This window comes from Stappia taiwanensis, from assembly GCF_014635285.1.
Lineage (GTDB): Bacteria > Pseudomonadota > Alphaproteobacteria > Rhizobiales > Stappiaceae > Stappia > Stappia taiwanensis.
Genome location: NZ_BMCR01000004.1, coordinates 43,681 through 63,481 on the forward strand (window position 1 = coordinate 43,681; position 19,801 = coordinate 63,481).

At 65.2% G+C, this 19,801-nt stretch carries 15 protein-coding genes; 11 read left to right on the top strand and 4 right to left on the bottom strand.

Features of this window, described 5'->3' with window-relative positions; all coding sequences use genetic code 11:
- The first annotated feature begins 131 nt into the window (after positions 1-131).
- The 6 genes from IEV83_RS10995 (at position 132) to IEV83_RS11020 (ending at position 7,224) form a co-directional block, all read left to right on the top strand.
- Positions 132-434 carry a virulence factor gene (locus IEV83_RS10995; protein ID WP_181759197.1) on the top strand — a complete coding sequence of 101 codons (303 nt, stop codon included), beginning with the start codon at positions 132-134 and terminating at the stop codon, positions 432-434.
- Positions 427-1,323: a methylenetetrahydrofolate reductase gene (locus tag IEV83_RS11000; RefSeq protein WP_181759196.1), complete on the top strand. Its 897-nt coding sequence runs from the start codon at positions 427-429 to the stop codon at positions 1,321-1,323. Before IEV83_RS10995 ends, IEV83_RS11000 begins: the two co-directional genes overlap by 8 nt.
- Positions 1,320-2,276: a methyltetrahydrofolate cobalamin methyltransferase gene (locus IEV83_RS11005; RefSeq protein WP_181759195.1), complete on the top strand. Its 957-nt coding sequence runs from the start codon at positions 1,320-1,322 to the stop codon at positions 2,274-2,276. The genes IEV83_RS11000 and IEV83_RS11005 overlap by 4 nt, the downstream gene beginning before the upstream one ends.
- Positions 2,277-2,335: 59 nt before the next feature.
- Positions 2,336-4,369, top strand: a complete 2,034-nt coding sequence (locus IEV83_RS11010; RefSeq protein WP_181759194.1) for an ASKHA domain-containing protein — start codon at positions 2,336-2,338, stop codon at positions 4,367-4,369.
- 195 nt (positions 4,370-4,564) lie between these two features.
- On the top strand, positions 4,565-5,074 hold the full coding sequence (locus IEV83_RS11015) for a hypothetical protein (RefSeq protein WP_181759193.1): 510 nt from the start codon (positions 4,565-4,567) through the stop codon (positions 5,072-5,074).
- Between the two features lie 536 nt (positions 5,075-5,610).
- On the top strand, positions 5,611-7,224 hold the full coding sequence (locus tag IEV83_RS11020) for a BCCT family transporter (protein ID WP_181759192.1): 1,614 nt from the start codon (positions 5,611-5,613) through the stop codon (positions 7,222-7,224).
- Between the two features lie 102 nt (positions 7,225-7,326).
- Here IEV83_RS11020 and bmt read toward each other — a convergent pair whose 3' ends face one another.
- Entirely contained in the window at positions 7,327-8,337 is a 1,011-nt protein-coding gene (bmt, locus tag IEV83_RS11025) for a betaine--homocysteine S-methyltransferase (RefSeq protein WP_181759191.1), read from the bottom strand.
- Positions 8,338-8,419: 82 nt separating this feature from the next.
- Positions 8,420-10,981 (bottom strand): GcvT family protein, encoded by a 2,562-nt coding sequence (locus IEV83_RS11030; RefSeq protein WP_181759190.1) that lies wholly within the window; start codon positions 10,979-10,981, stop codon positions 8,420-8,422.
- Between the two features lie 288 nt (positions 10,982-11,269).
- On the opposite strand from IEV83_RS11030, the gene IEV83_RS11035 reads away from it, so the two are divergent.
- The 5 genes from IEV83_RS11035 (at position 11,270) to IEV83_RS11055 (ending at position 17,755) form a co-directional block, all read left to right on the top strand.
- Complete coding sequence (locus IEV83_RS11035; RefSeq protein ID WP_181759189.1) at positions 11,270-12,811, top strand: trimethylamine methyltransferase family protein; 1,542 nt, start codon at positions 11,270-11,272, stop codon at positions 12,809-12,811.
- 377 nt (positions 12,812-13,188) lie between these two features.
- Entirely contained in the window at positions 13,189-14,283 is a 1,095-nt protein-coding gene (locus IEV83_RS11040) for an ABC transporter ATP-binding protein (protein WP_181759188.1), read from the top strand.
- A gap of 93 nt (positions 14,284-14,376) precedes the next feature.
- Positions 14,377-15,477 (top strand): extracellular solute-binding protein, encoded by a 1,101-nt coding sequence (locus IEV83_RS11045; protein WP_181759187.1) that lies wholly within the window; start codon positions 14,377-14,379, stop codon positions 15,475-15,477.
- A 141-nt stretch (positions 15,478-15,618) separates the two neighbouring features.
- Positions 15,619-16,890, top strand: a complete 1,272-nt coding sequence (locus IEV83_RS11050) for an ABC transporter permease (protein WP_244628149.1) — start codon at positions 15,619-15,621, stop codon at positions 16,888-16,890.
- 10 nt (positions 16,891-16,900) lie between these two features.
- The gene (locus tag IEV83_RS11055) at positions 16,901-17,755 is read left to right on the top strand and encodes an ABC transporter permease (RefSeq protein WP_181759186.1); all 855 of its coding nucleotides are present in this window, start codon (positions 16,901-16,903) and stop codon (positions 17,753-17,755) included.
- A gap of 83 nt (positions 17,756-17,838) precedes the next feature.
- Here the strand turns inward: IEV83_RS11055 and IEV83_RS11060 are convergent, their stop codons facing one another.
- Both IEV83_RS11060 and IEV83_RS11065 read right to left on the bottom strand, forming a co-directional pair.
- Positions 17,839-18,447 (bottom strand): sarcosine oxidase subunit gamma, encoded by a 609-nt coding sequence (locus IEV83_RS11060; RefSeq protein ID WP_181759185.1) that lies wholly within the window; start codon positions 18,445-18,447, stop codon positions 17,839-17,841.
- A 239-nt stretch (positions 18,448-18,686) separates the two neighbouring features.
- Complete coding sequence (locus tag IEV83_RS11065; RefSeq protein WP_181759184.1) at positions 18,687-19,775, bottom strand: FAD-dependent oxidoreductase; 1,089 nt, start codon at positions 19,773-19,775, stop codon at positions 18,687-18,689.
- Positions 19,776-19,801: the final 26 nt, after the last annotated feature.

Below are 19,801 nucleotides of genomic sequence, written 5' to 3' on the forward strand. Positions count from 1 at the left end.
TACAGTCGCGTCAAGAATACCCGCCCGTTCTTCTGTCGCTTTCAGGATTGCCGGTGTCGTCTGTGCACCGATGAACCGGCCGCCCGAAGGCATCATGAAGCCAACAGGGACGGCGGACGGGAGCCGATCGGATGGCGCAAAAAACCATCGTCTATTGGCGGGACATCCCCGCCCAGGTGCTGATCAGGGCCGGACGGCGCACCGCCCGACGGGAGCTGCCGCTGCGTTTCATCGAGGCCATCGACCGCTGTGCCATGCGGGTGGGCGCGCGCGACAGCGACGCCTATCTGGAACAATGGCGCCGGGGCGAGGCGGAACCGGTTGGCGACGACCTGGAACAGGAAGCCGAGACCGCGCTCGCCGCCCTCGACAGCCAATACCCACCAGAGCGGCTGAAGACGCTCATCGGCTCGGAAGGATACGAGCATGACTGATCCCCGCCTCAATGCCATCGGCCGCTTTTCCGCGTCGACCGAAATGTCGCCGCGCCAGGTGCTGGAAAAGCCGGAGCTTCTGGCTCTGCCGCCGAAGCTGACCCGGGTCTACCTCACTGACCTTGGCAATGTGCCGGAGGACGGCATTGTCCAGGCGGCGATCCGCCTGCATGACGCCGGGCTGGTGCCGGTGCCGCATATGGCGGCGCGGCGCTATGACAGCCTTGCCGCCTTCGACCGACGGCTGCGCCGTCTGGTTGGCGAAGCGGGGGTGCGCGAGGTGCTGGCGATTGCCGGGGAAACCGACACGCCCGGCCCCCTCTCCTCCTCGGTCGACATGCTGGAAACCGGCCTGTTCGACGAACTGGGCATTGAGCGGATCGCCATTGCCGGCCATCCCGAAGGCGCCCCGGAGATCCCCGAGGCAACGATCCGCGCCTTCCTGATGCGCAAGCATGAGCTGGCGAGCCAGAGCGATGCCCATTTCCACATCGTCACCCAGTTTGGCTTCGACCCGCACCGGGTCAACCTCTGGCTCGACGAGATCGCCGCATGGGGCAATCGCTTCCCGGTGCATATCGGCGTCGCCGGCCCGGCCAAGATTACCACCTTGCTGAAATACGCTGCCTTTGCCGGCGTGGAGAACTCGCTCGCCTTTCTGAAGAAGCGCGGCGGCGCGGTGGTGTCCATGCTGTCCGGCTACGATCCAGAGACCATGATCGCCCCGCTGGAGGCGCGGATCCGCACGCGCCCGCAGTGCCAGCTGGAGCAGATCCACGTCTACCCGTTCGGCGGCATGCAGAAGACCGCCCGCTGGCTTCTCGAACGCGGGAGCTGGTCTTTTCACGCCCCCCACACCCGGCCCAACTCCATTGAGGTAGCGCAATGACAAGAACGCTCGTCGCATCGGCGACACGGGAAATCGTGATCGGTTTCGACCAGCCCTTCTGCGTGATCGGCGAGCGGATCAACCCGACGGGCCGCAAGAAACTCGCCGCCGAGATGAACGCCGGTGATTTCTCCACCGTGGAAAAGGACGTCCTGGCGCAGGTGGCCGCCGGGGCCACCATGCTCGATGTCAATGCCGGGGTCACCGCCGTCAATCCGAACGAGACCGAGCCGCCGCTGCTGGTGAAGACGCTGGAGATCGTCCAGTCGCTCACCGATGTGCCGCTGTCGATCGACAGTTCGGTCACCGCGGCGATCGAGGCCGGGCTCCAGGTCGCCAAGGGGCGGCCGCTGGTCAACTCGGTCACCGGCGAGACGGAAAAGCTCGAAGCGATCCTGCCGCTCATCAAGAAATACGACGTGCCGGTGGTCGCCATTTCCAACGATGAGACCGGCATTTCCGAAGACCCGGACGTGCGCTTCGAGGTGGCGCGCAAGATCGTCCAGCACGCGGCCGATTATGGCATTCCGGCCCATGACATCGTGGTCGATCCGCTGGTGATGCCGATCGGGGCGATGGGCACGGCCGGCCAGCAGGTGTTCAAGCTGTTGCGGCGGCTGCGCGAGGAACTGAAGGTCAACACCACCTGCGGTCTGTCCAACATCTCCTTCGGCCTACCGCACCGGCACGGCATCAACGCCGCCTTCATCCCGATGGTGATCGCCGCCGGCATGACCAGCGCCATCATGAACCCCTGCCGACCGCAGGAGATGGAGGCGGTGCGCGGCGCCAATGTGCTGACCGGTGCCGATCCCAACTGCTCCGAATGGATCATGACCTACCGCGACCACAAGCCGGCCGGCGCGACGGCAGCCGCCGCACCGGCGGGCGGAGACAGCGGCGCCGGACGGCGACGCGGCGGCCGCGAGGGACGACGGCGCGCCGGGGCGTGAGGGCTCCCTGAACGACACGCAAGACGGTCAGCATCGACACGGAGGGAAATGACGGCATCATGGCGGGGAATGGGAAACGGGCACGGGTCGTGTTTCAACCAAGCGGCCGGCGCGGGGAGTTTCCCATCGGCACGCCGCTGCTCGATGCCGCCCGGTCGCTCGGGGTCTATGTAGAATCCGTTTGCGGCGGGCGCGGCATCTGCGGCCGCTGCCAGGTCTCCGTATCGGAAGGCCGCTTCGCCAAGGAGAAAATCGACAGCGCCGCCGATCATCTTGGCCCGGCAACCGAGGCGGAGCTGCGCTACGCGACCTTGCGCGATCTGGCACGCGACCGGCGCCTGTCCTGTCAGGCGACCATCGAAGGCGATCTGGTGGTCGATGTGCCCGTCGATGCGCAAACCAACCGTCAGGTGGTGCGCAAGCGGGCGGAAAACGTCGATGTGACACCGGACAGCGCCATCACCCTGGTGACCGCCCGTGTCGCCGAGCCGGACATGGAAACCCCGCTGGGCGATGCCGACCGGCTGCGCCGGGCGCTCGCCGCTGCCGCCGACCTGCCCCGCCTTGCCCTTGATCCGCCGCTGCTGGCCGGGATGCAAAAGCTCCTGCGCGAGGCCAACTGGCAGGTCACCGCCGCCATCTGGCAGGATGACGATGCCCCGCCGCGCGTCGTCGCCCTGTGGCCCGGCGAAAAACAGCACGTCTATGGGCTTGCCGTCGATATCGGCTCCACCACCATCGCCGCGCATCTGTGCGATCTGCAAAGCGGCCGCACCGTGACCTCCGCCGGCACCTCGAACCCGCAGATCCGCTTCGGCGAGGACCTGATGTCGCGGGTGTCCTACATCCAGATGAATCCGGAGAAGCTGCCGGATCTGGTGCGCACCGTCCGCGAGGCCGTCAACGCGCTGATCGCCAAGCTGGTCGCCGATATCGGTGCGCAGCGCTCGGACGTACTCGATGCGGTGATCGTCGGCAATCCGATCATGCATCATCTGTTCCTCGGCATCGACCCGACCGAGCTCGGCGGGGCGCCCTTCGCGCTGGCCGTCTCCGAGGCGGTGCACACGACGGCAACCGATCTGGGACTAGAGCTGAACCCGGGGGCGCGTGCCTATCTGCTGCCCTGCATCGCCGGCCATGTGGGCGCGGATGCGGCGGCGGCCACCTTGTCGGTGCGCCCGTTCGACAGCGATGCCATGACCCTTCTGGTCGACATCGGCACCAATGCGGAAATCGTCCTCGGCGACCGGCACCGGTTGCTCGCGGCCAGCTCGCCGACCGGCCCGGCCTTCGAAGGCGCGGAAATTTCCTGCGGCCAGCGGGCGGCGCCGGGCGCCATCGAGCGCATCCGCATCGACCCGGAAACGCTGGAGCCGCGCTACAAGGTGATCGGTCTCGACCAGTGGTCGGACGATCCGGAGTTTGCCGAGGTGCGCGATCAGGTCGGCGTCACCGGGCTGTGTGGCTCGGGCATCATCGAGGCGGTGGCGGAACTCTACCTGGCCGGCGTCGTTACCAGCGACGGGCTGATCGACGGCGCGCTGGCGGAAAAATCGCCGCGCATCGTCCAGAAGGGCCGAACCTTCGCCTATGTGATCGCCGATGACGACGTCGAACTGACCATCCGGCAGACCGATATCCGTGCGATCCAGCTTGCCAAGGCGGCGCTCTATGCCGGGGTCAAGCTGCTGCTCGACAAGCTGGGCGAACCGGAAATCCAGCGCATACGCCTCGCCGGCGCCTTCGGCAGCTACATCGACACGAAATACGCGATGGTTCTGGGGCTGATCCCCGATTGCGACCTGTCGGAGGTCACGAGTGTCGGCAATGCCGCCGGTACCGGGGCCCGGCTGGCGCTGCTCAGCCGCGTCCAACGCCGGCGGATCGAACAGGTGGTGCGGGATATCGAGAAGATCGAAACCGCGCTGGAGCCCCGGTTCCAGGAGCATTTCGTCAACGCGATGGCCTTTCCCAACAAGCGCGACCCCTTCCCCAAACTCCGGGCGGCGGTCGCCCTGCCGGAACAAAAAACCGCAGAGCCCCAGGCGGGTCCGGATGGCGACCGACGACGTCGTCGGCGGCGGGGATAGGCCAGACAGCTTTTGCGGGCAACAGCAGGGCGATCCAATGACGTTTCGTCAAGCTGCCCGGCGAAGCGCGCGCCCGGAACGGCCAAACGCCCGAGAGGCCAGAGCCAACGCTTCCCGGATGCGGAGACATTCAAATTTTATTGACAAAACAAGACGATCCAACATGATCACCCCATATTTAGAGGGGGTGAAACCATGCGATTTTCTTCGATTCTGGCCGCCATTCTGCTGGCCTTTTCGACATTTCCAGGCCATGCCGGGTTTCAACGCTGGGGTGCGGATGTCGAGGCAGATCCGTTTTCCAATGGCGTGAGAGTGACCGTGGACTACACGTCCTCTGCCCGTTCTGGCGTTCTCATTATCTGTGACACATCCGAAGAGGGCCTGATGGTCCGCGCGATCCCCGGATTTTCCTACGACAGCTCCTTGATGCTGATTGATCCGAAGATCGAGTTCGCTTTCGACGGATACCGCCTTTTCTCGCAAACGGGCGAGACGGGTGCGGTCGGCGACAATCTCGCGGTCGCACAGGTCACGCTCACACCGGTCAATGCGCGGGTTTTCGTAGCAGCCTTTGCCGCAGCGCGAAAGCAGATCGCAATCAAGGACGGGATATCCGACCGACCGCACCTGATGACCGCGCGCGGCTCGACACGCGCCGGCAGGACTCTGGCCTCCTGCCTGAACAAACAAGCCACCCCCTGAAACTGACGAAATGGAAGGGGCTGGTGACAAAGAGCAACGGCCCCCGGCGTCGTCCCGGCCCCCGAGCCGGGACCGGAGAGCCTGAAGACCAACGCTTCCGGCGCAAGACAAGCTGTGGCTCGCCGATCCCGGGTCGCGCTGGCGCTTGCCCGGGAGGACGCAGCGTGTGAGGCGATGCCGGAGGAGAGCAGCCCTTGCCCCCATTTCATGGCGCCCTGGCGGCGCCATTTTCTTTTCCGGCGCCTGAACGGCCGCAAGCGTTGGCAGATCAGGGGGCATGCACCTGCCCGCCCCGGCGCATCTTGTTGCCGTGCACACTAAAATTGCGGCGAAGGGGTGACCGGAACAAGGCATGTCTGGTACACCCGCGATCATGCTATCATCCGTCAAAGTCTTTCGGCGCCGCATTCAGAACAATGCCCTTCGCTTGTGAGACGCCAGACCCGTTGACGGAGCTGCGACATCAGTGAAACCCTGATGAAACAACGATCGCAATCCATCACGAAGTTACGGTACTGAACCGAGAGGGGGAGCCCATGTCTTCCGAGGACACCAAATCTGAGATCGATACGGATTATGAAGTCGGGCAGGACAATATACAGATACTTGGCCTCGACATTCACAATCCGGTTTTCGCGATTTCCGCTCTCCTGATCATTGCTTTCGTCCTGTTGACGCTGATGTTCCAAGAAGGTGCGGAGGCCTTCTTCGGCTGGCTTCGCCCCTGGCTGACCACCCAGTTCCACTGGGTCTTCGTCATCGGCGCCAATGTCTTCGTGATATTCTGCCTTTATCTGATCGTTTCTCCTTACGGAAAGCTCAGAATCGGCGGCGAGGACGCAACGCCCGACTATTCGTATACCGGCTGGTTCGCGATGCTGTTCGCCGCCGGCATGGGCATCGGCCTGATGTTCTTCGGCGTGTCCGAACCGATCTCCCACTTCTCCTCCTCCTTCGCCGACAATGCCGGCACGGCGGAAAGCTGGGCCCCGCTCGGCGGTGCCGCCGGCGATGCGGAAGCGGCGCGGCGACTTGGCATGGCGGCGACGATCTTCCACTGGGGTCTTCACCCCTGGGCGATCTACGCGGTGGTGGCGCTGTCGCTGGCGTTCTTTTCCTATTCCTGCGGCCTGCCGCTGACCATCCGCTCCTCGTTCTATCCGATCCTCGGCGAGCGGGTCTGGGGCTGGCCGGGCCATATCATCGACGTGCTGGCCGTGTTCGCCACTCTGTTCGGCCTTGCCACCTCGCTCGGCTTCGGCGCGGAACAGGCGCTCGCCGGCCTCAACCATCTGTTCGGTGTTCCGGTGACCGATCCGGTCAAGGTCGGCCTGATCATCGCCATCACCGGCGTTGCGCTGATGTCCGTCGTCGCCGGCCTCGATGCGGGCGTGAAACGGCTCAGCGAACTCAACATGGCGCTGGCCACCCTGCTCCTGCTGTTCGTCATCATCGTCGGCCCGACGGTGGCGATCCTCACCGGGTTCTTCGGCAACCTCGCCGCCTACCTGCGCGAGCTTCCCGCGCTCAGCAATTTCATCGGCCGCAGCGACCAGAATTTCTACACCGGCTGGACCACCTTCTACTGGGCCTGGTGGATGTCCTGGTCACCGTTCGTCGGCATGTTCATCGCCCGGGTCTCGCGCGGCCGCACGGTGCGGGAATTCCTGGTCTGCGTGCTGCTGATCCCCTCGCTGGTCTGCGTGCTGTGGATGACCGCCTTCGGTGGCACCGCCATCACCCAGATCGTCCAGGACGGCTTCATGGGCGTCGCCAATGCCGACCTGCCGGTCAAGATGTTCGTGATGTTCAGCCAGTTGCCGCTGACGCAGATCACCTCGTTCATCGGCATCGTTCTGGTGATCGTCTTCTTCGTCACCTCCTCCGATAGCGGATCGCTGGTGATCGACACCATCACCGCCGGCGGCAAGGTGGATGCGCCAATGCCGCAGCGCGTGTTCTGGGCCACCTTCGAGGGCCTTGTGGCCATCGCGCTGCTGCTCGGCGGCGGGCTCGCCTCGCTGCAAGCGGCGGCGATCGCCACCGGCTTCCCCTTCGCCCTCGTGCTGCTGGCCATGTGCGTGTGCCTGCAGATGGGGCTGAACAACGAGCTGGCCGCCTACAAGGCCCGCCAGGCGGCCGCCTCCTGAGGCGGTAGCCTGCCCCGGCTGAGGGACAACCAGAAACGGCGCCGGCATGGATCTCATGCCGGCGCCGTTTTTCGTTAAAAAGATGCGCGGAGGGTACCTGCGTCAGCCCCGGCGCCGGGCGCGTCTGCGGCCACCGCCCTCGCCGTCCGGAGCCGGCGCCGCCGGCGGAGAGACGAGCGGCCCGAGGCGCGCGACGATCTCCTCCACCGTGGGGCGCGCGCCCGTCTCATGCGCATCAAGGGCCTGGCGCATGGCCGCCAGGTGACCGAAGGAGGTGCCGCAACAGCCACCGATGATCCTGACGCCTGCGTCCATCGCCAGCCGGGCATAGTCGCCCATCAGCTCCGGAGTGCCCGTGTAGACGACCTCATCGCCGCGAATGACCGGGATGCCGCAATTGGCCTTGGCCACCACCACCGCCTCCGGATAGGCCGCCGTGATCTCCAGCACCGCCGCCAGCAGATCGGAGGCCCCAACGCCGCAGTTGGAGCCATAGGCAACGGGGGTGCAGGCGAACCCAGCCGTCAACGCGCCGAGACCGGTCGGGCCGAGCCCCATCATGGTCTTGCCCGCCGTGTCGAAACTGGCGGTAACCACGAAGGGCATACCCACCGCCGCCGCCGCTTCCGCCCCGGCGCGCATTTCCTCCGCCGCCGACATGGTCTCGACCCACAGCACATCGACGCCGCCGGCCTTCAGCCCCTCGGCCTGTTCGCGGAAGGTATCCACCGCCTCCTCATGGGTGAGCGCACCAAGGGGCGCGAACAGTTCACCGGTCGGGCCGATGGAGCCACCGACCAGCACCTCCCTCCCCGAACCTTCCGCCACCTCGCGGGCCAGCCGCCCGGCCGCTGCGTTCAGGTCATGGACCCGGCCTTCCAGCTTGTGCAGCTTCAGCCGGTGCCGGTTGGCGCCGAAGCTGTTGGTCAGGATGATATCGGCTCCAGCCTCGACGAAACCGCGATGCAGGGCGCGGATCTTGTCCGGCTCGGTCAGGTTCCATTCCTCCGGCGGATCGCCGGAGGTCAGCCCCATGTCGAACAGGTTGGTCCCCGTCGCCCCGTCGGCCAGCAGCGTGCGCTTGCGCGCCAGAAGATCTTCAAGCTTGTTCATGTTCCTGCCTTGTCGTCGCGCGGCGCTGCACGCGGAACCAGTCGCAGACTGCCCCGAAGCCCCTGCGCGGGGGGGCTGTTCCTCAGCTCCTCGGCTTCAGGTTCTCCGGGTCGTAGAGCGGAGCGTAGCCGACACCCGCCACTTCCACGGGGAAGGTTTCGGAGAAATACTCCACCGCGAGCTTCCGCCCGACCTCGGCAACCCCGTGCGGCAGATAGGCGAGCGCGATGTTTTTGCCCAGCGTCGGGCCATAGGCAATCGACGTGGTGTAGGAGCGTCGGCCCAGCGCATCGATCAGCACCTCACCGGTCTGGGGATCGACAACCGGAAGCGTTCCGACCGGATAGCGGGCAACGCCGCTGGCATCGACAGTGTCAGTCATCACCAGCGTGCAGAGCATGGCCGGCTGATGGTCGCGGGCGCGATACTCCAGATGCTTTTCCTTGCCGCGGAAGTCGGCCTGCTTGACCTTCGGCCGGGCAAGATCGGCCTCATAGAGATTGTACTGGGTCAGAAGGTCCGCGTTCTGCAGGCGCAGGGATTTTTCCAGCCGCCGCGAATTGGCATAGGTCTCGATGCCGACCGCCGTGATGCCGAGATCACGCAAGGCGTCCCACACCGCCAGGCCATCCGCATAGGCCATGTGCAGCTCCCACCCCTGCTCGCCGACATAGGACAGCCGCAGGGCGGTCACCGGCTTGCCGGCGATCTCGATCTGGCGGATCGCGGCGAAGGGGAAGGTGTCCGGATCGAGCGCGGCCGGATCGGTCACCGCCTTCTTCAGGTACTCCCGGGCATTCGGCCCCCAGATACCGATGGTGGTGTAGTCCTCGCTGACATCGGTGACGGTGACGTCGAAGCCCTTGTCCTCGGCCACGCGCTTCACATAGTGGAAGTCGCGCGGGCCGGCATCGGCCCCATCGACAATGCGGCAACGATCGGCCATGCGGAACACCGTCAGATCCGCACGGACCATGCCTTCATCGTCGAGGAAGTGGGTGTAGATGCCCTTGCCGATGTTGCCATCGCCGCCGATCTTCGCCGCGCACAGCCACTCCAGCAATTCCACGTGGTCCGGGCCGGCAACCTCGAACATGTAGAAATGGGAGAGATTGATGATCCCGCAATCCTCGCTGAGCGCCAGATGCTCGGCATTGGAGACCCGCCAGAAGTGGCGGCTGTCCCACTCGTTCTCGCGCTGCGGCACCCGGTCGCCGTATTTTTCAAGAAGATGCTCGTTGGCGGCGTAGCCATGGGCGCGCTCCCAGCCGCCCAGCTCCATGAAATGACCGCCGAGTTCCACCTCGCGCTCATAAAAGGGCGAGCGCTTGACGCCCCGCCCGCTGGCATAGGGCTCGCGCGGGTGGATGGCCGGGAAGTAGATCTTCTGCGCCGCCTCGTAGCAGCGACCGGCGATGAACGCCTCCTCCGTCTGATGCGCATAGAAACGGGAATAGTCGATGGCCGCATGGTCGATTTCGGTACGGCCATCGGTGATCCAGTCGGCGATCAGCTTGCCGAAGCCCGGTGCGTCCTTGACCCAGATCGCCACGCAGTACCACAACCCGCGTACCTTCTGGCTCTCGCCGCAAGAGGGGCCGCCAGCGGCGGACACCTGCAACAGGCCGTTGAAGGAATGGCTCTCGTTATACCCCAGTTCGGCGAGGATCGGCGTCAGCTCCATGGCCCGCTCAAGCGGCTCCATCACCTGCTCAAGGTCGAGATCGCGCTGGGACGGCGACAGCCGCGCCTGATCCTTTTCCAGAAGGTCGCGCGGGTGGCACATGCGCGGGGCGTCGGTCTCATAGTAGCCCCATTCGATCTGGCCGCCCTCTGTCGTTTTCGGGTCGCCGGTGTCGCGCATGTAGGCCGAGTTGCCCTGATCGCGCAGCAACGGATAGCCGATGTCCTTGCCCGTGCCGGCGAATTCGTTGAACGGGCCAAAGAAGGTCAGCGGATGATCGACGGGCATCACCGGCAGATCCTCGCCCACCATGTTGGCGATGAGGCGCCCCCACAGGCCGGCACAGACGATCACATGATCGGCAAGAATGGTGCCGCGATGGGTGACAACGCCCCGGATGCGCCCGTCCTCGACGATCAGCGACCTGGCCGGGGTGTTGGCGAAAGCCTTGAGCTTGCCGGTCTTCTCGCCCTCGTCGACGAGCTTGCCCGCCACCGTCTGCGAGCGCGGCACCACGAGCCCGGCATCGGGATCGAACAGCCCCCCTTGCACCTGATCCTCCTCGATCAGCGGGAACTTTTCCTTGATCTCGGCAGGGCTCACCAGATGGGCACGGGTGCCGAAGGCGCGCCCCGAGGAGACCTTGCGCTTGATCTCCTCCATCCAGGTGTCATCGCCGGTACGGGCGACCTCAAGACCGCCGACCCGCTGGTAGTGCCCCATCCTGTCGAAGAAATCGACCGAGTACAGCGACGTCCAGGTCGAGAGGAAGTCGTGACTGGTCATGTAGCAGAAGTCGGAGGCATGGGCGGTCGAGCCGATGTCGGTCGGAATGCCGGACTTGTCGATGCCGACAATGTCGGTCCAGCCGCGCTCGATGAGGTGATGCGCGACCGATGCACCGACGATACCGCCCAGACCGACAATGACGATCTGTGCCTTGTCAGGAAATGCCGACATGTTTCCTCCCCTCTTACCCTGGCCACTTCGGCCCGCCGCATCGATTGACGGGCGCGTGCCGGGACACCTCTCTCGTGCAAGGCAGTATCGCGGGAAAAGCCGGGGCCAAGTAGCGCAATTGCGTCATCCGGGTATCGCCGCGCCGACAAGGCGAGCCAAAACCCTTGCCCGCCCGGCCCTCCGCCATGACGTTTTTAGAGAAGCGGGAGACGCATTCGCGCCGCTGGACCGCCTGCAACCGGCGCACAGTTATCCAGAGATATTCGCCTTCGCAGGGGATCGAGCGGCATGAGCGAGCAAGCAACACGCGCGGGACGGCGCGGACGGGCGGCGCGGACGGAAAAGCGGCGGGAGAGCCAGACGGCCACCGGCACGCCGTATATTTCCCGGGGCATCCCGATTACCGACTTCCTCAGCGACGAGGGCGCGGAGATCATCGAAGCCAATGCCGACCGTATTCTGGAAGAGGTCGGCATCGAGTTCCACGACGACCCGGAAACGCTGGAGATCTGGCGTCAGGCCGGCGCCGACGTGACCGGCACCCGGGTGCGCTTTCCCAAGGGCCTGCCGCGCTCGCTGCTCGCCACCGCGCCCGCACGCTTCACCCAGCATGCGCGCAACCCGGCCCGCAACGTGGAGATCGGCGGCAACAACCTGGTGTTCGCCCCGGTCTACGGCCCGCCCTTCGTTACCGATCTGGATGAGGGCCGGCGCTATGGCACGATCGAGGATTTCCGCAATTTCGTGAAGCTGGCCTATGCCTCGCCCCATCTGCACCATTCGGGCGGCACGGTCTGCGAGCCGGTCGACCTACCGGTCAACAAGCGCCATTTCGACATGGTGTATTCCCACCTGAAATACTCCGACAAGCCGTTCATGGGCTCGGTGACCGCTCCGGAACGGGCGGAGGATTCCGTGGAGATGGCCCGGCTGGTGTTCGGCCGCGAGTTCGTCGACGCCAATTGCGTGATGATCCAGTTGATCAACGCCAATTCGCCGCTGGTGTTCGACGCGACCATGCTCGGCGCGCTCAAGGTCTATGCCCGGGCCAATCAGGCCTGCATCGTCTCCCCCTTCATTCTCGCCGGCGCCATGAGCCCGGTGACCGTCGCCGGAACCCTCGCCCAGGTGCTGGCCGAGGCGCTGGTCGGCTGCGCCCTCACCCAGCTTGTGCGTCCCGGCGCGCCGGTGGTGTTCGGCGCCTTCGTCTCCTCCATCTCGATGCAATCGGGAGCGCCGACCTTCGGCTCTCCGGAAGGCAGCCTCTTGCTCAACGGCGCGGCCAAGCTCGCCCGCCGCGCCGGCCTGCCGTTCCGCTCCGGCGGTTCGTTCACCTCGTCCAAGACCCCGGACGGGCAATCGGCCCAGGAATCCGCGCAAACCATTCTGGCGACAGTGCTTTCGGGCGTGAACTTCTGCCTGCACGCGGCCGGTTGGCTGGAAGGCGGCCTGTGCTCCTCCTACGAGAAATTCGTGATGGATGCGGACCAGCTCGGCATGATGCATGTGCTGGCCAAGGGCATCGACCTTTCCGAAGAAGCCCAGGCGATGGATGCGCTGCATGAAGTCGGCCCGGGCGGGCATTTCCTCGGCGCCGCGCATACCCAGCGCAATTTCGAAAGCGCCTTCTATCGCTCGGCGATCGCCGACAACAACTCCTACGAACAATGGAGCGCCGATGGCGGGCTGGACGCCGCCCAGCGCGCCAACCAGAAGTGGAAACAGATGCTGGCGGCCTATACGCCGCCGGAGCTCGACCCGGCCATCGACGAGGCGCTGATCGCCTTCATGACCAGGCGAAAATCCGAGTTTCCCGACAGCAACGTCTGACCTTCTGTCCACAGGACCATCCACAGGAAGACCGACGGACCGGATGGGGCAGACAGGGGCCGGTCGCAAGACCGGACATCCGGTGCGAACGCGCGCGAGGCGACGTAGCGTCAAGCTGCCCCGCGCGGGTGCGACAAGCAGGCGGCGAACGGTGAGGCCAAACACAGCCTCGCCGACCTATATCCATGTTTTCATTTCTGTTTTTTAATATTTTTTTATAGCCACCCTTTCAATCCCTGTCATTTTTTGCTTAACTTACGCCCCTGACAGGATCTTGAAGCGAACCGAAAAGAGTTCGACCAACGGGAAGAGCGTAGACTTGTCCTGATATTTCTCACGGCAGAGCGTCCCCTTCCCGTTTATGCTTAGGGGCAACAATGACAGAATCCAGGGGCGCCTCCGTCCGCTACGAGAACGTTCAAAAAAGCTATGACGGCGAGACGCTCGTCGTAAAAAATCTGAACCTGGATATCCCCCCCGGAGAGTTCCTGACGATGCTGGGGCCTTCGGGGTCCGGCAAGACCACATGCCTGATGATGCTGGCCGGTTTCGAGCCCGCCACCCATGGCGAAATCTTCCTCAACGACAAGCCGATCAACAATGTGCCGCCGCACAAGCGCGGCATCGGCATGGTATTCCAGAACTACGCCCTGTTCCCGCATATGAGCGTGGCGGAAAATCTCGCCTTCCCGTTGCAGGTGCGCGGCATGGGCAAGGCGGAGCAGGAAGAAAAAGTCACCCGGGCGCTGGAAATGGTGGAGCTGGGCAGCTTCGGCTCGCGGCGCCCGGCCCAGCTTTCCGGCGGTCAGCAGCAGCGCGTGGCGGTTGCGCGCGCCCTCGTCTTCGAACCGGAACTGGTGCTGATGGACGAGCCACTTGGCGCGCTGGACAAGCAACTGCGCGAGCAGATGCAATACGAGATCAAGCACATCCACGAAAACATCGGCGTCTCGATCGTCTACGTCACCCATGACCAGACCGAGGCGCTGACCATGTCGGACCGGGTGGCGGTGTTCAACGATGGCATCATCCAGCAGCTGTCCGAGCCGGACCAGCTCTACGAGAACCCGCAGAACTCGTTCGTGGCGCAGTTCATCGGCGAGAACAACAAGCTGAGCGGAACGGTGGTCGCCGTCGATGGCGACACCTGCGACGTCAAGCTGGACGACGGCACCATGCTGAAGGCCGAGGCGGTCAACATCGGCGCGGTCGGCTCACGCACCACCATCTCTCTGCGCCCCGAGCGGGTGGAATTCGACACCCATGAGAGCATGGACAACCTGATCCCCGGCGAAATCCGGGAGATGATCTATCTCGGCGACCATATTCGCGTGCGCATGAAGGTGGCGGGCAATGACGAGTTCATCGTCAAGGTGCGCAACCGCGGCGAAAAGCGGGACCTCAGAGCCGGCCAGACCGTGGAGATCGGCTGGGCCGCCGGCGACTGCAAGGCGCTGGATCCCGTCGCCTGAGATGCCGTTCGGTACGCGCTTCGGCGCGGCCGTTTCCGTACCCGGGCAGCAACGTTCCGGGCGAAGACCAGAAAAAACGAGGGAAGCTGTTTCATGAAACTCAAGACCATTCTCATGGCCGGAGCCGCCAGCGCGATGATGACGTCGGCGGCACTGGCAACCGATCTCACCATCGTCTCGTGGGGCGGCGCCTATTCCAACTCGCAGAACGAGGCCTATCACAAGCCCTACATGGCGCAGAATCCGGACGTGACGATCATCAACGATGAATCCTCCGCCGAGGCGGTCGCCAAGCTGCGCGCCATGAACGAGGCAGGCAACATCACCTGGGATCTGGTCGATGTGCTCGCCTCCGATGCAATCCGCCTGTGCGACGAGGGGCTGGCCGAGGAAATCGACTTCGACGAGGAGCTGGCGCCGGCACCGGACGGCACTCCGGCTTCGGAGGATTTCGGCGATCTGATCGTCGCCGACTGCTTCATTCCGCAGATCGTCTATTCCACCACCTTCGGCTACCGTACGGACATCGAGGCCTGGAAGGGCAAGGAGCCGGACGATATCTGCGACGTGTTCGATCTGGAGACCTTCCCGGGCAAGCGGGCACTGGAGAAGCGGCCGATCAACAACATGGAGTGGGCGCTTCTGTGCGACGGCGTCGCCAAGGACGACGTCTACGACGTGCTGGAGACCGACGAGGGCGTCGCCCGGGCACTCGCCAAGCTCGACACCATCAAGGACCAGACGGTCTGGTGGTCGGCCGGCGCCGAAACCCCGCAGCTGCTCGCCGATGGCGAAGTGGCGATCGGCTCGACCTACAACGGCCGTCTGTTCTCGCTGATCGAGGAACAGAAGCAGCCGGTGAAGATCCTGTGGGACGCGCAGGTGTTCGACCTCGACGGCTGGATCGTCCCCGCCGGCCTGTCGGATGAGCGCAAGGCAGCGGTGATGAAGTACCTGCGCTTTGCCACCGACACCCAGCGGCTCGCCGATCAGGCGAAGTACATCTCCTATGGCCCAGCCCGCAAGTCGTCCGCCCCGCTCGTGGGCAAGCACGCCACGCTCGGCATCGACATGGCGCCGCACATGCCGACCGATCCGGCCAACGCCAAGAACACCTTCCTCTACAATTACGAATGGTGGGCGGATTATCGCGACGACCTGGACGCCAAGTTCCAGGCGTGGCTGTCGAAGTAAGCCCGGTCCGGCGGCTGTTTTCCGCCGCCGCATCTTTTGACACCTTCGACAACCGGCGGACGGGCCCCGCCCGCCGGTCCCCGCAACGGCGCGACAGAAGACGCCGGGCACAAAGAACCATTTCCGGAGCGGTCGGCACAGATGAACATGCACCCCCAATCCGATCCGCAGGTCCTGACCACGCGGGACGGCACCCCGCTGAAGGTCAGCCTGGCGAAGGCGCTGCGGCGCGAAAAACTGCGGTCGCTGGCGCTGATCGCCCCGCTGCTGATCTTCATTCTGGTGACCTTCGCCGCGCCGATCGCCGACATGCTGCTCCGCTCGGTGGAAAACGGGATCGTCGAGAACACCCTGCCAAAGACGGTCAACGCCCTGTCGGGCTGGGATGTCACCTCATCGCAGCTTCCCGGCGAGCCGGTGTACAAGGCGCTCTACGAAGACCTCAAGGTGGCGACGGCGGAGAAGACCCACACCCGGCTCGGCTCCCGGCTGAACTACGAGGCGTCGGGCATGTCGAGCCTGTTTCGCAAGACGGGACGGCGGATCAAGCGGATGGATGAGGCCGGCCCCTTCGCCGAGCAGTTCATCGACATCGACAAGGACTGGGGCGATCTTGCCACCTGGCGCCTGCTGAAGCGCTACTCGCCGAAATACACCCCCGGCTATTTCCTCAATGCGGCCGATGCGCAGCTCACCGCGGACGGCATCGCCATGAAGCCGGAGAACGAGCGGATCTATCTGCTCCTGTTCGCCCGCACCCTGTTCCTGTCGCTGACCATCACCCTGTGCTGCCTGCTGCTGGGCTATCCGATCGCCTTCCTGCTGGCCAGCCTGCCGCTGCGCTCGGCCAACCTGTTGATGATCCTGGTGCTGCTGCCGTTCTGGACCTCGCTGCTGGTGCGCACCTCGGCGTGGAAGGTGCTGCTGCAACAGGAGGGCGTGATCAACGATTTCCTGGTCTGGATCGGGGTGATTGGCGATGCCAGCCGGCTGGTGATGATCAACAACAAGACCGGCACCATCATCGCCATGACGCATATCCTGCTGCCCTTCATGATCCTGCCGCTGTTCTCGGTGATGAAGACCATCTCGCCGAGCTACGTGCGCGCCGCCAAGAGCCTGGGCGCCACCGACTGGACCGCCTTCTGGCGGGTCTATTTCCCGCAGACGGTGCCGGGCATCGGCGCCGGCGCGATCCTCGTGTTCATTCTGGCGATCGGCTACTACATCACGCCGGAGCTGGTCGGCGGCACCGACGGCATCTTCATCTCCAACCGGATCGCCTATCACATCTCCAGTTCGCTCAACTGGGGTCTTGCGGCCGCGCTCGGGGTGATCCTGCTCGGGGCGGTGCTGCTGTTGTTCTACGTCTACGACAAGATCGTCGGCATCGACAATGTGAAGCTGGGCTGAGGAGATCGACATGTCCGCACTTCCCGCCTATGCCTCCACCGGTCAGCGCGCCTGGCATTACTCCTTCCGCATCATCTGCGGGCTGATCTTCTTTTTCCTGATCTTCCCGATCCTGGTGATCCTGCCGCTGTCGTTCAATGCGCAGAACTTCTTCACCTTTACCCCGGAGATGCTGACCCTCGACCCGGCCGGCTATTCGCTGAAGCACTACGAGGACTTCTTCACCAATCCGGACTGGCAGCAGGCGCTGACAAACTCCTTCGCCATCGCCCCGGTGGCGACCTTGCTGGCCACCAGCTTCGGCACACTCGCGGCCATCGGCCTGTCGCAAAGCCACGTGCCCTACCGGTCCGCGATCATGGCGATCCTGATCTCGCCGATGATCGTGCCGCTGATCATCTCCGCGGCGGGCATGTATTTCTTCTATTCGCGCATCGGCCTGCAGGGCACCTATCTCGGCGTGGTGCTGGCCCATGCGGCACTGGGAACGCCGTTCGTCATCATCACGGTGACCGCAACCCTTGTCGGCTTCGACCGCAGCCTGGTGCGCGCCGCCGCCAGCCTCGGCGCCAATCCGGTAACCACCTTCTTCAAGGTGCAGATGCCGCTGATCGTCCCCGGGGTGGTCTCCGGCGCGCTGTTCGCCTTCATCACCTCGTTCGATGAGGTGGTGGTGGTGCTGTTCCTCGGCTCGGCCGGCCAGAAGACCCTGCCCTGGCAGATGTTCACCGGCCTTCGCGAACAGATCTCGCCGACCATCCTCGCGGTCGCCTCGCTGATGGTGGCGATCTCGATCATCCTGCTGACGGTGCTGGAGTTGCTGCGCCGGCGGTCGGAGCGGCTGCGCGGTCTGACGCCCTCCTGAAGCGTGCCTGACTTCATCGCAACGAAGGGCGCCGGCGCATCGCTTGCGGCTGCGCCGGCTCCTTCCCGGTCGTTCGGTTTGGATCAGCCTTGCGCGAGGATCGGCGCCGGCTCGCCCACCGTGTAGCCGAACTCCTCGGCCGCATCGGTCAGCCACTCGGTAAAGGTGGCGGTGAGGCTGCTGGGAACCAGAAGGTCGAAATCCTCGACCGAGCGGCGCAAGATCACCACCGGCACCTGATGAATGACGCTTTGTGCCAGCGATCCCGGGTCGAAGGCCTTGGGGTCGAAATCGATGGTCACGGCCTTGTTGAGAAGCGCCGGCGCATCGGCGCCGCTGATGCGCAGCAGGTGGCGGGCTGGGGCCAGATCGACCACCGCCGCCTCCTCTTCGGGAAAAGCCTCGGCGAGGCGTCGCGCATCCTCCACCTCGGCGGACAGCCACAGGAAGCGTCCGAAGGCGAGCCAGCCAAGCAGCGCCGGCGCGTGGGCGGAAAACCGGCCGGGCCGACCGGGAACCGCGCCCTCGCACAACTCCCCGAGCCGTTTGGCAACCGTCTCCAGCCGGTTCGGCCAGGAGCCGATCTCCAGCGCCGCGCCGAAGGACACATCGCGGATCAGAATTGTCGCGTCTTCGCGTCCGCCAGAGGTTCCCGGCACAAGCTGTCCGGAGGCGGACAAGGCATCAGACATGCAGATCGGCTCCTTCAGGGTCTGAGAAACGGGGTGCGACGCCCCTGAAAGATTCCCGCCCAGCGGGAACGCGCTGTCATGACCGGCTTGCCACGCATCCTGCGTGGCACCACGGCAGGATGCCAGGGGCCGGACACCAGCGAACGGGCCGTCGCGGTGAGGCCCGACAGTCTCCCGTCCGCCGCCGAAGGTCAAGGGGCCGACAGGGGCGCGAAGACCTGCCGCGCCCGTCAGTTTCCTTACCGGAAAAGCCTGTTTTCGGGAAAGCGGGACAGACGCTGGCCGCGTCCACGGGCCGGCACCTCGAACAGCGGCGCATCCTCCGGCAGAAGGGCGAGATCCGACATGCCATCGCCGATGACCTCAGGGCCCGCGCCACTCTCCGGGCCGGCATCCACCCCAAGGGCGAGGGCCGCCACCCGCCCGGCCTGCGCGCCGGACGCCAGTGCGGCGGCAAGATCGATGGCCCCCGCAGCGCCGCCGCAAGAGGTCACCCCATCCGCCATGCAGGCCCGCGCCAGCTCTCCTGCCGCGACATCATGCCCCTGCGCTGTATCCGCCAGAGCGGCGAACTGCGGGTCGGCGCTCCAGCCGCCGGAGACCAGCAGGACGTCGCAGGACATCTGCATGATGTTGACGCCGAGCACACCGGAGCGCGGGTCATAGCCGCAAATATCAATGCCCTTCAGCCGCCGCCAGCCCCGGGTCGCGCCAACCACCGCCCCCGCCTCAAGACGGATGCCCCGCCGCATCAACTCCGCCGCCAAAGCCGGATCGGACGCCCGGCGCGGGTCGATTACCGCCTTCACCGCAACGCCGCGATCATGCAGGGCAAGTGCCGTGCGAAGGCCCCTGGTATTGTTGGCAAACACCGCCAGCTTGCCCGGCGCGACACCCTCGGAACGGAAGACCGCTGCGAGCCCCACGGAGGTTGGCATCACACCCGGCCGGTCATTGCCGGAAAAGACGATGGGCCGCTCGCGCGCGCCGGTGGCCACCACCACATGACGCGCCCGAAGCCGCCAGCGCCCGGCGCCGCGCGGGTGTTCGAGCGCTTCGCAAACGCCCCCAGGCCGAATGCGCACCCGCAGCCCGCACCGCACCGCCACATTCGCCCGCGCCTCCAGCGCCGCGCGCCTCTCGGCAAACCATGCCGCTGGGGCAAGGCCGTCGATCCTTGCCGCCGCGTCGAACGGGCAGTCGCAATCCGGCCCGGAGCTTTCATCGACAAGCAGCACCTGCAAGCCGGCGCGGGCGGCGCTGTCGGCGGCCATCAGCCCCGCAGGCCCGGCGCCGATCACCAGCACATCGGCACTGAGCGTTTCCACCGGATCAGCATCCGATGCATGCGCCC